The organism is Arthrobacter sp. MW3 TE3886, from assembly GCF_041262145.1.
Taxonomy (GTDB): Bacteria; Actinomycetota; Actinomycetes; order Actinomycetales; family Micrococcaceae; genus Arthrobacter.
Genome location: NZ_JBGCAN010000001.1, coordinates 419,515 through 432,532, shown reverse-complemented (window position 1 = coordinate 432,532; position 13,018 = coordinate 419,515). Strand labels below are relative to the sequence as shown.

The 13,018-nt window shown below is 67.1% G+C and carries 9 protein-coding genes and 1 pseudogene; 3 read left to right on the top strand and 7 right to left on the bottom strand.

All coding sequences use genetic code 11. The annotated features are described in order from the left end of the window. Nucleotides 1-152: 152 nt before the first annotated feature. The 6 genes and pseudogenes from ABH915_RS02070 to lysS all read right to left on the bottom strand — a co-directional run bounded on the left by ABH915_RS02070 (nucleotide 153) and on the right by lysS (nucleotide 8,586). Nucleotides 153-686 (bottom strand): amino-acid N-acetyltransferase, encoded by a 534-nt coding sequence (locus ABH915_RS02070; RefSeq protein WP_197026193.1) that lies wholly within the window; start codon nucleotides 684-686, stop codon nucleotides 153-155. Nucleotides 687-747: 61 nt separating this feature from the next. Then, the gene (locus tag ABH915_RS02065) at nucleotides 748-2,871 is read right to left on the bottom strand and encodes a prolyl oligopeptidase family serine peptidase (RefSeq protein WP_370117252.1); all 2,124 of its coding nucleotides are present in this window, start codon (nucleotides 2,869-2,871) and stop codon (nucleotides 748-750) included. Between the two features lie 244 nt (nucleotides 2,872-3,115). Then, a pseudogene (locus ABH915_RS02060) lies at nucleotides 3,116-5,609 on the bottom strand (ATP-dependent Clp protease ATP-binding subunit). A 790-nt stretch (nucleotides 5,610-6,399) separates the two neighbouring features. Continuing rightward, entirely contained in the window at nucleotides 6,400-6,726 is a 327-nt protein-coding gene (locus tag ABH915_RS02055; protein WP_370117249.1) for an Lsr2 family protein, read from the bottom strand. A gap of 154 nt (nucleotides 6,727-6,880) precedes the next feature. After that, nucleotides 6,881-7,051: a hypothetical protein gene (locus tag ABH915_RS02050; protein WP_018774923.1), complete on the bottom strand. Its 171-nt coding sequence runs from the start codon at nucleotides 7,049-7,051 to the stop codon at nucleotides 6,881-6,883. A gap of 2 nt (nucleotides 7,052-7,053) precedes the next feature. Further along, the gene (lysS, locus tag ABH915_RS02045) at nucleotides 7,054-8,586 is read right to left on the bottom strand and encodes a lysine--tRNA ligase (RefSeq protein WP_018774924.1); all 1,533 of its coding nucleotides are present in this window, start codon (nucleotides 8,584-8,586) and stop codon (nucleotides 7,054-7,056) included. A gap of 100 nt (nucleotides 8,587-8,686) precedes the next feature. Here lysS and ABH915_RS02040 point away from each other — a divergent pair, with 100 nt between their 5' ends. From ABH915_RS02040 to ABH915_RS02030, 3 genes are all read left to right on the top strand, one after another. Continuing rightward, entirely contained in the window at nucleotides 8,687-9,664 is a 978-nt protein-coding gene (locus ABH915_RS02040) for an alpha/beta fold hydrolase (protein WP_081801771.1), read from the top strand. Nucleotides 9,665-9,720: 56 nt separating this feature from the next. Beyond that, nucleotides 9,721-10,347: a thymidine kinase gene (locus ABH915_RS02035; protein ID WP_018774926.1), complete on the top strand. Its 627-nt coding sequence runs from the start codon at nucleotides 9,721-9,723 to the stop codon at nucleotides 10,345-10,347. A 133-nt stretch (nucleotides 10,348-10,480) separates the two neighbouring features. Then, complete coding sequence (locus ABH915_RS02030) at nucleotides 10,481-11,314, top strand: alpha/beta fold hydrolase (RefSeq protein WP_370117245.1); 834 nt, start codon at nucleotides 10,481-10,483, stop codon at nucleotides 11,312-11,314. Nucleotides 11,315-11,407: 93 nt separating this feature from the next. Here ABH915_RS02030 and ABH915_RS02025 read toward each other — a convergent pair whose 3' ends face one another. Beyond that, nucleotides 11,408-12,907, bottom strand: a complete 1,500-nt coding sequence (locus tag ABH915_RS02025; protein ID WP_370117242.1) for an MDR family MFS transporter — start codon at nucleotides 12,905-12,907, stop codon at nucleotides 11,408-11,410. Nucleotides 12,908-13,018 lie beyond the last annotated feature (111 nt).

Genomic DNA, 13,018 nt, shown 5'->3' with positions numbered 1-13,018 from the left:
CGAAAGTGTGGTGGCCCACCCCCTGGGCCGGCATCAGTTTATCCACCAAATTTATTGAAGGGAAGCCCTGCGTGGACGTCGATTTCCTGGCGGCCGCCAGCGCCGCCCGGGGCAGCCAGGCGCCGCCCAGGGCAGCAGCAACCCGGCGGCCGCTACAGCTCCTTGATCATCCTGGTGTTGCCCAGCGTGTTCGGTTTGACCCGCGCCAGGTCCAGGAACTCGGCCACGCCTTCGTCATGCGAGCGCAGGAGCTCGGAATACACCACGGGGTCGACGGCGGTCTGGTCGGCCATGACCTCAAAGCCGTGCTTCTTGAAGAACTCCACCTCGAATGTCAGGCAGAAGACCCGGGAGACTCCCAGCGCGCGGGCATCCTCCAGCAGACGCTCCACCAGCGCGTGGCCTACGCCTTTGCCGCGCCAGGCGTCCGAGGCCGCGAGGGTGCGGACCTCGGCGAGGTCCTCCCACATGACGTGCAGCGCCCCGCAGCCGATCACCTCGCCCTCGCCGGATTCGGCGATCCGGAACTCCTGCAGGCTTTCGTAGTAGGCCACGGTTTCCTTGGCCATGAGGATCCGCTGGTCGGCCAGCGGCGCCACGAGTGTCTTGATGGCGCCAACGTCGTCGGTGCGGGCGGGGCGGATGCGGATCGTCTCAGTCGCGGTCTCAGTCACGGTCTCAGTCACAGCCCAATCTTACGGGTGCCCCGGGCCCGGCCGGCCTCCTGCCGGCACGGGTCCCGGGCCGTCAGAGACCGAGTTCGTCGGGCACGGGAACGTCCTTGTCCAGCAGGTTCCTGGCCAGGAAGTGCTCCACGACGCCGTACCAGACCTTGGCGTGCTGCGGCTGCAGGATCCAATGGTTCTCGTCCGGGAAGTACAGGAAACGATGGTCCGTTTCGCCGTTCTCGTCCGCCGCCAGTTGCGACTTGGCGAGCAGTTCGTACCAGAGCCGGAGCCCCTCGCCGATCGGCACACGGTAGTCCTTGTCGCCATGGATGACCAGCATGGGAGTGCGGATGTTCTCGACGTGCAGATGCGGGGAGTTCTCCAGCGCCATCTCAGCCGTCATCTCCTTGAGCCAGTACTGCGCGGCGTCGGTGGTGGGGCCGAACTGGTCCAGTGCCCAGAGGCTGGCGTGCGTGACGATTGCCTTGAAGCGGTCCGTTTGCCCGGCCACCCAGTTGGCCATGTACCCGCCGAAGGAGCCGCCCATGGCGGCCGTGCGCGTCTCGTCGATGTCGGGGCGCTGCACGACGGCGTCGGTGATGGCCATCAGGTCGGTGAACGGAGCCTTGCCCCATTCCCCCCAGCCGCGCTGGATGTGGTCCTGGCCGTAGCCGGTGGACAGGGCAGGGTCCGGGAGGAGCACCGCGTAGCCGCGGGCCACCAGCAGCCACGGGTTCCAGCGCCAGGTCCAGGCGTTCCAGGACCCCAGCGGGCCGCCATGGATCCACAGCAGCAGCGGCGCCGGGTCCGCGGCGGACGCGCCCTCGGGCAGGGCCAGGTACGCGGGCACACGGGCGCCGTCGGACGCCGTCGTCTCGACGCGCTCCAGCGTGCCCTTGTAGCGGGGGCGCTCCGCGGGCGCGGGCAGGCGGACGACGCCGCCGGTGGCGAGGTCGATCCGTACAGGTTCGGCGGGGAATTCGTAGGAGCTGCGCAGAGCGTAGGCGCTGCGTCCGTCCGGCGCGACGACGACGTCGGTGTACGCCGCGGCGTCGGCCGTCAGGCGCAGCACCTGGCCGGCCCCGCCCGGGTCTCCGGCCACACCGATCCGGAACACCGGCGATGCGCCGTCCTCGTCGGCGGTGACCAGCAGGGCCGATCCGTCCGGCAGCCACGCGGCGGGGCGGGCCCAGCGGTCCCAGTCATGGGCGAGCGGCGTCAGGGCGCCGTCCCCTGCCTTAGCGCCGGCGACGTCAAGGAGGTGCAGCTTGACCTGCGGGGCCGCCAGCGGCGTGGTGTCGGTTTCACTGACCACCACCAGGCTGCGGCCGTCCGGACTCACCGGGCCCGGGAAGTAGCTCAGGCCTTCCGTGTCCAGCAACACCGTCCGGGTGCCGGTGGCGACGTCGATGGCGACCAGCACGGAGCGTGAATCGGCCTTCGCGAGGGGCTTCGCGAAGCTGCTGTAAATGGTTCTGCCGTCCGGGCTGAGCACCGATTCGGCGTCCCTGAGCCGGGTGCCGGCGTCGGGCGTCAGGTTGCGGAGCCTGAGGGGCGCCGCGGCGTCGACGGTGGCCGGCTTTCCGGCCTCCAACGGGTCTCCGGGCTCGACGGCGAACAGCCGCGGCTGCGCCGGGCCCAGGTCCGCGTCCCAGTAACGGACGGGGTAACCGCTGTGCAGGATGGCCGCGACTTTGTTGTCCTTGCGCGCCTTGCGGCGTTCCTCGTCGTTGTCCTCGTCCGTGGAGCCGGCCAGGACCGAGGCCGCGACCACCACGGTGTCGGCGTCCTTGGCGGCGTGGATCCCGCCGATTCCGCCGGCCCGGGTCAACGCCACCCGGGCTTCGCCGCCGTCGGACGGGAGAATCCAGAGGGCGTTGACGGGGTCGGCCTCGGGGCTCTCCGGATCGGGACGGGCCGAGGTGAAGTACAGGTCGCCGCTGGCGGCAAACACCGCACCCGCCTCCCCCTTGGCGCTGCGCGTGATCCGGCGGGCCTGTTTGACCCCGCCCGGATCCACCTCCCACAGCGCGGTGCAGTATTCAGTACCCTTCGCGCCGAGCGTTGCCACGGTGGTCACCAGCCGGGCGCCGTCCGGGCTCAGCGTCAAACCGCTCACTCTGGGGATCGCGAGGTAGTGGTCCAGATCATGGAAGGGGGTTTCGGGTTGTTCGCTCAGGGTCTCTGAGTCCTTGGCAGCCATGCACCGATTCAACACCGTATGTGGCATCGATCACAAAAAGTTCACTAAGAGTGAAACACTGCTTTCAGATCCGGCTTCCGAACCGTGCGGGACGGGCCGGATCGCTTCAGCCGTGCACCATTTGCCGAAGATGGCCGCTATGCCCGGTCCCATGGCGGCCATCTCCGGCAAATGGTTCACGGCGGCGGGCAACGCAAAGGCCCCGCTGTCCCTTTCGGGGCAGCGGGGCCTTGGCTTTTGGTGCTTAGACGCTCGGAGCGATCTCCGGGATGCGCGGCTTGGCGTTGCCGGCGAAGGTGAACTTCGCGTCGTCGCCTTCGCCTTCCACATCCACCACCACGATGTCGCCGGAGTGCAGTTCGCCGAAGAGGATCTTCTCGGAGAGCTGGTCCTCGATCTCGCGCTGGATGGTGCGGCGCAGCGGCCGGGCACCCATGGCGGGGTCGTAGCCGCGGGTTGCCAGGAGCACCTTGGCCGCGGACGTGAGCTCGATGCCCATGTCCTTGTCCTTGAGGCGCTTCTCCAGGCGGGCGACGAACATGTCCACGATCTCGATGATCTCGTCCTGGGTCAGCTGCGGGAAGACCACAACATCGTCAACACGGTTCAGGAACTCGGGGCGGAAGTGCTGCTTGAGCTCCTCAGTGACCCCGGGCCCGCATCCGGTTGTAGCCGGTCTGCGTGTCCGTGCCGGACTGGAAGCCGGTGGCAACGCTCTTCGAGATGTCCCGGGTGCCGAGGTTCGTGGTCATGATGATCACGGTGTTCTTGAAGTCCACCACGCGGCCCTGGGAGTCGGTCAGGCGGCCGTCTTCCAGGATCTGCAGCAGCGAGTTGAAGAGATCGGCGTGCGCCTTCTCCACTTCGTCGAACAGGACCACGGAGAACGGACGACGGCGGACCTTCTCGGTCAGCTGGCCGCCTTCCTCGTAGCCCACGTAGCCCGGAGGGGCACCGAAGAGCCGCGACACCGTGTGCTTCTCCGAGTACTCGGACATGTCCAGGGTGATCAGCGCGTCTTCCTCGCCGAACAGGAACTCGGCGAGGGCCTTGGCCAGTTCGGTCTTGCCGACGCCGGTGGGGCCGGCGAAGATGAACGAACCGCCCGGACGCTTGGGGTCTTTGAGGCCCGCACGGGTGCGCCGGATCGCCTGGGACAGGGCCTTGATGGCCTCGTTCTGGCCGACCACGCGCTTGTGCAGTTCGTCTTCCATCTTCAGCAGGCGCGAGGACTCTTCCTCGGTCAGCTTGAAGACCGGGATGCCGGTGGAGTTCGCCAGCACCTCGGCGATGAGGTCCTCATCAACTTCGGAGATGTCGTCCATGCCGCCGGTCTTCCACTGGCGTTCCTTCTCGGCGCGCTCGGCGATGAGCTTTTGCTCCTTGTCGCGCAGCGACGCGGCACCTTCGAAGTCCTGCGCATCGATCGCGGATTCCTTCTCCAGCTTCATGGCGGCGATCTTCTCGTCCATGATCTTCAGCTCCGGCGGAGCAGTCATGCGGCGGATGCGCAACCGCGCACCGGCCTCGTCGATCAGGTCGATTGCCTTGTCCGGCAGGAAGCGGTCCGAGATGTAGCGCTCGGAAAGGCTCGCCGCCGAGGCGAGGGCGCCGTCGGTGATGGTGACCCGGTGGTGTGCCTCATACCGGTCGCGGAGGCCCTTGAGGATCTCGATCGCGTGCGCAACGGAGGGTTCCTTGACCTGGATCGGCTGGAACCGGCGCTCCAGCGCGGCATCCTTCTCGATGTGCTTACGGTATTCGTCCAGCGTGGTGGCCCCGATGGTCTGGAGCTCGCCGCGGGCCAGCATGGGCTTCAGGATCGAGGCCGCATCGATGGCGCCTTCGGCGGCACCGGCACCCACCAGGGTGTGGATCTCATCGATGAACAGGATGATGTCGCCGCGGGTGCGGATCTCCTTGAGGACCTTCTTCAGGCGCTCTTCGAAGTCGCCGCGGTAGCGGGAGCCGGCCACGAGGGACCCGAGGTCCAGCGTGTAAAGCTGCTTGTCCTTGATGGTCTCCGGGACATCCCCGCGGACGATCGCCTGGGCCAGGCCCTCGACGACGGCGGTCTTGCCGACGCCGGGCTCACCAATCAGCACGGGGTTGTTCTTGGTGCGGCGGGAAAGGACCTGCATGACGCGTTCCATTTCCTGCTCACGGCCGATCACGGGGTCCAGTTTGTTCTCGCGCGCCGCCTGGGTCAGGTTGCGGCCGAACTGGTCCAGGACAACGGACCCGGCAGGGGTCCCCTCGGCCTGTCCGGGCCCGACACCGGCGCCCGTGGCTTCCTTGCCCTGGTAACCCGAGAGCAGCTGGATGACCTGCGAGCGGACCCGGTTCAGGTCTGCGCCAAGCTTGACGAGCACCTGGGCGGCAACGCCTTCGCCCTCCCGGATGAGGCCGAGGAGGATGTGCTCGGTACCAATGTAGTTATGGCCCAGCTGCAGGGCCTCGCGCAGCGAGAGCTCCAGGACCTTCTTGGCGCGCGGGGTAAAGGGGATGTGGCCGGAAGGCGCCTGCTGGCCCTGGCCGATGATCTCCTGGACCTGTTCGCGGACACCGTCGAGCGAAATGCTCAAGGATTCAAGGGCTTTGGCGGCAACACCTTCACCCTCATGGATCAGACCCAAGAGGATGTGTTCGGTACCAATGTAATTGTGGTTCAGCATGCGTGCCTCTTCTTGGGCAAGCACAACTACGCGACGGGCACGGTCCGTAAATCGCTCAAACATTTCGCCACACTCCTAGCTACGACGTACTTTGATGCTACGTGGCCGGGTTCCAGATTTGTGGCTTGTTCGCCACAGGGGAAACCGGAGGGTTGCGCATCCCTGCCCGGACCGGGTCCCCGGCAGGAGGCAGGAACCGTCCGGAACCTTCCTGGCGGGCCGGGCCGGGCCTTTGGGACGGGCCGATCCGCCGGCCGGGCCGATCCGCCGTCGGCATGGCAACGGTGACCGAATTGACGAAGATGGCCGCTAAGCCTGGTCCCATAGCGGCCGTCACTGGCAAATGGTTCACCTCGTACGGGACATCGGCCCGGGGATGATGCAGGTGAGGGCCACGGGCGGCGGAGCGCGTCACCGGCCAGGCTGGCGGAACCGGCCGTTCCGGAAGGCCGTTCCGCCGTCGGCATGGCAAGGGTTCCCGAATTGACGAAGATGGCCGCTAAACCTGGTCCCACAGCGGCCATCCCTGGCAAATGGTTCACCTCGTACGGGACATCGGCGCGGGGATGATGCAGGCGAGGACGACAGGCGGCCGGGCGGGCAGCTCCGGCGGAGCGGGCGCGTCGCCGGCCGGGCAGCTCCGGCGGAGCGGGCGCGTCGCCGGCCGGGCAGCTCCGGCGGAGCGGGCGCGTCGCCGGCCGGGCGCCCCGCCGCCGGCATGGCAATGCCCCCGTCAGATAACGGGGGCATTGGCATTTGACTGAGGCTCGATTACGACGTCATGAAACGTGATTGCGGCTTGATACTGCGCTCTCACGCCGGGCCCGACACTGCGCCCCGACGCGGGCCCCTGCTAGGAATTGGCCTTTTGGTAAGCTTCCTGAATTTCAGCCTGGATACGTCCGCGGCTGTTTACCGCATAGCCGTTGTCCCGTGCCCACTGACGGATCTGGGCAGAGTCCTGATTCCGTCCGCTGGAAATCTTCGTGCGCGAGGCGCGTCCGCTTGACGTTTTGCGCGCGTGCGTCACAAATCGTTCCACCGCGGAGCGCAGTTCTGAAGCATTGTTTGACGACAGGTCTATTTCGTAGCTGACGCCGTCAAGGCCAAACCGGACAGTTTCGTCCGCGGATCCCCCATCCAGATCATCAACGAGGATGATTTTTACTTTCTGTGCCATAAAGGACTCTCTTTCCAAAGATCGAGCGTTTAGAAAAGCAGGATGTATCTGGAATAAGTATCCTCCGCGTTACAGCGGGGAGTCAAAGCGCAAAACTCTGTCCAAAGGAAAACTACAGGCGGCAATAGGGAACTATTACTTCTTTCCCGGGCAATTAGCTTCCCGGGGTCCCGGAATCCTGTCCTTTGGCCCTAGTTTCGGCTTCGGCATGGGCGCGGGCTTCTGCCTGCCGCTCTGATTTGTCGGCATTGAATATGGATTTCATGGCAAACCAGAAAAGCAGGCCCACCACGATGGGAGGCAGCAATACGGCGATATAGTCCACGCTCAGTGTCCTTCGGGCTTCAACAGGGGGAAGAGAATCGTTTCGCGGATGCCGGCTCCGGTGAAGAGCATCACGAGCCGGTCGATGCCGAGGCCGATCCCGCCCATGGGCGGTGCGCCGTACTCGAGCGCACGGAGGAAGTCTTCGTCCAGCTGCATTGCCTCCACGTCACCGGCAGCGGAGCGGCGGGACTGTTCGGTGAGGCGTTCGCGCTGGATCACCGGGTCAATCAGTTCGGAGAACGCCGTGCCCCGCTCCATGCCGCCGATGATGAGGTCCCAGGCCTCGATCAGGCGGCCGTCTTCGCGGTGCTGGCGGGCCAGCGGCTGCGCGGACGGCGGATAGTCGTAGACGAAGGTGGGGTTGAGCAAAGTCGGCTCCACCAGTTCGCCGAAGAGTTCGACGACGAGCTTCTCGGCTTCCCAGGCGGCGTCGACCTTGACCTCGTGCTTGGCAGCCAGCTCCAGCAGCTCGGCAACCGGGGTGTCGGGGGTTACCTCCTGGCCCACGAAGTCGGACAGTCCCGGGTAGACAGCCAGCCAGGTCCAGTCGCCGTCGAGGTTGATCTCCCCGGCTTCGGTCTGCAGCACGCGGCCCACACCGGCGGCGTCGGCGGCATCCAGGATGATTTCCTTGATCCGGTCCGCCATGACGAACTGGTCCGCCCATGCCTCGTAGGACTCCAAAGTGGTGAACTCGGGGCTGTGCGTGGAGTCCACACCTTCGTTGCGGAAGACCCGGCCCATGTCGTAGACCCGGTCGATCCCGCCGACCACCGTGCGCTTGAGGTAGAGCTCGGTAGCGATGCGCAGCGTCATTTTCTGGTCGAAGGCGTTCATGTGCGTCTCGAAGGGACGGGCCGTCGCGCCTCCGTGAACCAGCTGCAGCATCGGCGTCTCCACCTCGACGTAGCCCTGGCGGTGCAGGGTTTCGCGGATGGAACGCGTGATCGCGGCGCGGGTGTAAACCATCTCGCGGGCCTCGTCGCGGACAATGAGGTCCACGTAGCGCTGGCGGACACGCGTTTCTTCACTCAGCCCGGCGTGCAGCACGGGCAGCGGGCGCAGCGCCTTCGAGGCCATGGTCCAGGAATCCGCCATGACGGAGAGTTCGCCGCGGCGTGAGGAGATGACCTCGCCCTTGATGAAGACGTGGTCGCCGAGGTCCACGAGGGACTTCCACTCCGCGAGCGCCTCCTCACCGATGTTGGCCAGGCTCAGCATGACCTGCAGCCGTACGGCCTTGCCGTCCAGGCCGCCCTCCTGGAGGGTGGCGAAGCAGAGTTTGCCCGTATTGCGGATGAAGACGATGCGGCCGGTCACGCCGACGGCGTCACCGGTGGTTTCATCGGCCTGCAGGTAGGCGTATTTCTCCCGGATTTCCGTGAGCGAGTGCGTGCGTTCGACACCCACCGGATATGCCTCGACGCCGCGTTCGATCAGCTTGGCGCGCTTCTCCATGCGGATGCGGGTCTGTTCGCTGGCGTCGTGCGGCTCGGCGGCGGTGTTCGGGGCGGGGGTGTTTTGGGAAGTCACAATCCCCAAGTTTACCGTCGATTTGCGTCCGGGAAGGTCCCGGCCCGGTTCTGCCCGGGCGGCAGCCAGACGGACGGGTGGCGGGAATAGACTCGAAGTTGTGGAGACATGGACAGTGAGGACCGACGACGGCAACGGACACCTTGAGCTGCACACCATCCGTCCGGCGGGGCATGCACCGGGCAGGGCAGCAGCGTCAGGCGCCGCCGTGGCGGCCCGCGGCAAGGGGTCCGGCATCGTCGTTGTGCACGGGACACTTATCACCGATGCGCTCTACCGGTCCTTTGCCCGAAAACTTTGCCGGCTGCTGGAGCAGCCGGTGCACTGCTACAACCGCCGGGGTCGCGCCGGTTCCTCGCACCAGCCGGCTGACTATTCCGCCGCCACCGAGGTGGCCGACTTGGCAACCGTGCTCCGCGAGACCGGCGCCAGCGACGTCGTGGCCCACAGCTATGGCGGGTTCGTGGCCCTCGAGGCCGCCCGGAGCCTGCCGATTCGCAGGATGGTGACTTACGACGCCGCCGTGAGCCTCTCCGGGAATCTCACCCAGCGCTGGCGGCCCGAACTGGAAAAGTCCGTGGCTGCGGGCGAGCTCGACCACGCCTGGGCGCATTTGGTGCAAGGCCTGGAGACGGCCGGTCCGGTATCCATGCTGCCCCTGGGCGCGCTGCGCATGCTCAGCATCCTCTCGGCCCGGACCAGGCTCGGCGCCGAAATGCGGCAGCTGCTGCCGACGGCCGTCGCCGAAATGCGCGCCGTACTGGATGCCGACGCCGAACTTGAGGATTTTGCCGCCATCACCACCCCCACCCTCATGCTCAGCGGCGGCTGGAGCCCCGGCTATTTCGCCGAGACGAGCCACCAGCTTGCCGACGCCGTCCCCGCGGTCAGCTTCGCCGTGGTCCCCGGGCAGCTCCACGAAGGCCCCATCCGGCCGGGAAGCCGGCTGGCCCTGCGTACGGCCCGGTTCCTCCGCGGCGGACCCGGGGCTGCGGCCCCGCCGCCCGTCAGCCTGGCCGGCAGCCTTGCAGCCGCGGGCGTGCCGGCCCGGTGGCGGCGGAGCGGGCCCGGCCGCTGAGGGCGGCAACGCGACCGACCGCTAGAATCGGGGGCGACCCTTTCGAAAGGACCCCCTTGGCCAAGCTCTACTTCCGCTACGGCGCCATGAACTCCGGCAAATCTACGGGGCTGCTGCAGGCGGCGTTCAACTATGAGGAACGCGGCCAGCGGGTCCTGCTGGCCAAGCCGGACGTGGACACCAAGGGCGACTCCGACGTCGTGTCCCGCCTGGGCATGACCCGTTCGGTGGACTTCCTGATCCCTGCCGGCGCGTCGGCCCGCGCGCTTTTCACCGCCCAGGCCCACGGCGACGATCCCGATGCCCTGCTGCAGCATGTGGACACCCCGCCGGTGGCCTGCCTGCTGGTGGACGAGGCCCAGTTCCTGGAACCGGAGCAGGTGGACGACCTCTTCCGCATCGCGGTCCTGGACAACGTCCCCGTCCTCGCCTACGGCATCCGCACCGACTTCCGGACCCGCGCGTTCCCCGGTTCCCTGCGCCTGCTGGAGATCGCGCACACCCTCGAAGAGCTCAAGACCATCTGCCGCTGCGGACGGAAGGCCATCTTCAACACGCGCCGGATCGGGGACCATGTGGTGTTCGACGGGAACCAGGTTGCGATCGACGGCCAGGACGTCTGGTACGAGTCGCTCTGCGGCGCCTGCTACCTCGAGGTCTCCGGCGGCCGGCTGGGCAACTAGCGCCGGCGCGGCGCCGCTGCCGCGTCCTGCCCTGCACTGCACTGCACTGCACTGCACCGCGGTCATACTGCACTGCGGTCATACTGCACTGCGGCGTACTGCACCGCGGCGCGGCCTCGGCTAGGCTCGGAGCATGACCCGCGAGAACATCAGAACCCCCAACGGAGGAACGATCGAGCTTTTGAGCACGGGCGCCGAGCTCGCCTCGGCGGGTTCGGGCATCGTCGTCGTGCCGGCCTCGATGGTGACCGCCGTCGATTACACCCGTTTCGCGCAGAAACTCAGTGCGTCACTGGGCCGGCCGGTGCACACCTTCAACCGTCGCGGCCGCGGCTCGTCCTCCCCGCAGCCTGAGGATTACACCCTGGACGTGGACATCCACGACCTCGACGCCGTCATGAAGCACACCGCCAGCACGGACGTCTTCGGCCACAGCTTCGGCGGGGCGGTGGCCCTGCACGCGGCCCGCACCCTGCCGGTGGAACGGCTTGCCGTGTACGACCCCGCCGTGTCCGTCAACCACAGCGTCACGGCGGACTGGACACCCGAATACGAGCGGGCGACCGCAGCCGGCGACGACGACCGCGCCCTCGCAGTCCTGCTCAAGGGCCTGGAGACCGGCAGTGCCCTGTCCCGTATGCCGCTGTCCATGCTGACGCTGGCGAACAAGCTTTCGGCGGCCACCCCGATCGGCAAGCAGCTGCGCGACCTCATGCAGACCGGCGTCCGCGAGATCAAGGCGATCATCGCCGCGGACATGCCGGCCGAACCCTTCCTGGAACTGCCGCTGGAGACGCTGATCATTGTTGGCGAGAAGAGCCCGGCCTACTTCGGCGTGGCCTGCGCCCAGATCCACGATGTCCTCTCCGGCTCCAGCTATACGATCCTGCCGGGCATGGGACACGACGGCGTCAACAAGGCGCCGGACAAGCTGATCGCCGAGCTGAGCGCGTTTTACTCGGGCTGACCCTCGGCCTCAAACCAACGCGGGGTCACGTAACGCCCTTCCCGGACCTCCGGACCGGCGCTACGTGACCCCGCGTTGGTTGTTGGCTAACCCCTAGTGGGCGGCCGGGTGTGCCGCGCCTTCGGTTTTGCGCATCATGGAGGACAGCACGACGGCGGCAACGGCTATGACGGCCGCCGTCAGGAATGCCGCATGCATGCCGGCGACCATGCCCGCGGCAACGGCCACGAAGGCGTAGATCGAGACCAGCAGCGCCGTGCCGGCGGCGCCGGCCACCTGCTGCAGCGTGCTCATGATGGCCGAGCCGTGGGAGTACAGGTGCGGCGGCAGCGGGTTCAGCCCCGTCGTGAAGGCCGGGGTGAACAACAGCGCCAGGCCCAGGCTCAGTGCCACATGCAGGGCGATGATCCACCCCAGTGGCGACGTGGCGTCCAGCATGGAGAACTGCCAGAGGGACAACACCATCATGATCGAGCCGGTCACTGTCAGCGGCAGGGGCCCGACCCTGTCGAATACGCGGCCGATGAAGGGCCCCAGCAGGCCCATGGCCAGTCCCCCGGGCAGCAGGACCAGGCCGGTCTCAAGTGAGGTCAGGCCGCGGATCTCCTGCAGGTACAACGGCAGCAGGATCACCGCGCCGAACAGCGCGATCATGGCCACGACCAGCAGCAGCACGGACACGGTGAACATCCGGAAGGTGAAGGCGCGCAGGTCCAGCAGGGGGCCGTCGGTCTTCTGCAGCTTCAGCTGGCGCAGGACGAACGCTGCCAGGGCCAGCACGCCCACCGCCAGGGCCACCACGGCGGGGGTGCGGGATCCGCCCTGGCCGCCGCCGATCTGGCTCAGGCCGTACACCAGGCCGCCGAAAGCGGGGACCGTGAGCACCACGGAAAGGGCATCGAGCCGGGTCTTCTCGGTCTCACCGATGTTGGTCAGGTACCTGGCCCCGATGGCCAGCGCGGCGAGGGCGATCGGCAGTACGAAGACGAACATGAACCGCCAGGAAAAATGCTGGAGGATCAGGCCGGAAACCGTGGGACCCAGTGCCGGCGCCACCGAAATGGCGATGCTGACGTTGCCCATGACGGCGCCGCGGCGTTCTAGCGGCACGAGTGTGAGGATGGTGGTCATCAGGAGCGGCAGCATGATGGCGGTGCCCCCGGCCTGGACAATGCGGGCCAGCAGCAGGACTTCGAAGCCCGGCGCGAGGGCGGCCAGCAGCGTGCCGCCGGAGAACAGTCCCATGGCCAGCATGAACACGGCACGGGTGGTCAGCCGCTGCAGGATGAATCCGGTGGTGGGAATCACGACGGCCATGGTGAGCATGAAACCCGTGGACAGCCACTGCACGGTGGGCGCATCGATGTTCAGGTCCACCATCAGCCGCTGCAGGGCCACGTTCATGATGGTCTCGTTGAGGATCACGACGAAGGTGGCGACCAGCAGCGTGGCGATGATGGCCACGGACTCCCGGGACATCTTTGCCGGCGCGGTGGGCGCGACCGGCGCCGCCGGCAGGTTCTGCGCGGGGACGGCGGGGGCAGCGCCCGGTGCGGGATCGCCAGAGGCGTTGGAAGAGACGTCTGTTGACATGGGAATTCCCTCAGGGAGTTTGGTGTGGGTCCGGCGAGCGTCGGCGCTGCTGCAGGTTGCAACAGTCTAAGGCCCGGGCGCATTCCCGTCACCGGAAAACCAACGCGGGGT